This is a genomic window from Haloferax sp. Atlit-6N, assembly GCF_003383195.1.
Lineage (GTDB): Archaea > Halobacteriota > Halobacteria > Halobacteriales > Haloferacaceae > Haloferax > Haloferax gibbonsii.
Genome location: NZ_QEQJ01000210.1, coordinates 1 through 502, shown reverse-complemented (window position 1 = coordinate 502; position 502 = coordinate 1). Strand labels below are relative to the sequence as shown.

1 pseudogene is annotated in these 502 nt (G+C 65.1%); it reads right to left on the bottom strand.

Annotation, left to right across the window (positions count from 1 at the left end):
- A pseudogene (locus tag DEQ92_RS23610) lies at positions 1–502 on the bottom strand (hypothetical protein); the annotation flags it as partial.

The window sequence follows — 502 nt, the reverse complement described above, 5'->3', positions numbered from 1 at the left end:
AGTCGAGTTCCCGTCTCCGGACTCGGTACCGTCGTCACCGTTTCCCGGTTTGTCACCCAGCGTATCGTTCCCGAAACCATCGTTCACACTGCGTCCGTCTCCTTGTCCGAGACGGTCCCGCCTCGAGTCTGTCTCTTGTGTGTCGTTGGTCGCGTCGCCAGTGACGTTTGCCGGACGGTCGTCGGGCGGCCCGGCGTCACCATTTCCCAAGTTGGTCGCCTCCTGAGCGTTTTCGGAGGCATTTGTCGTATTCACCAGGTCAGATGCGTTTGCCGCGTCCTCCGGGAGACCGTCCGTCTCGTTGTCACCCGCATCGTCGTCTCGCTCGTCCGCAGCGTCACCGCTTTGTCCGGGCACGTCGCCGTCGCTCAAGCCAGGCACATCGCCGCTTTGTCCAGGAGCGTCGCCGCTTTGCCCGGGCGTCTCGCCGCTCAGGCCGGGCACGTCTTCGGCGTCACCTAGTCCGCGGCCGGAGTTCTCACCGGCGATCTCACGGGCGGCG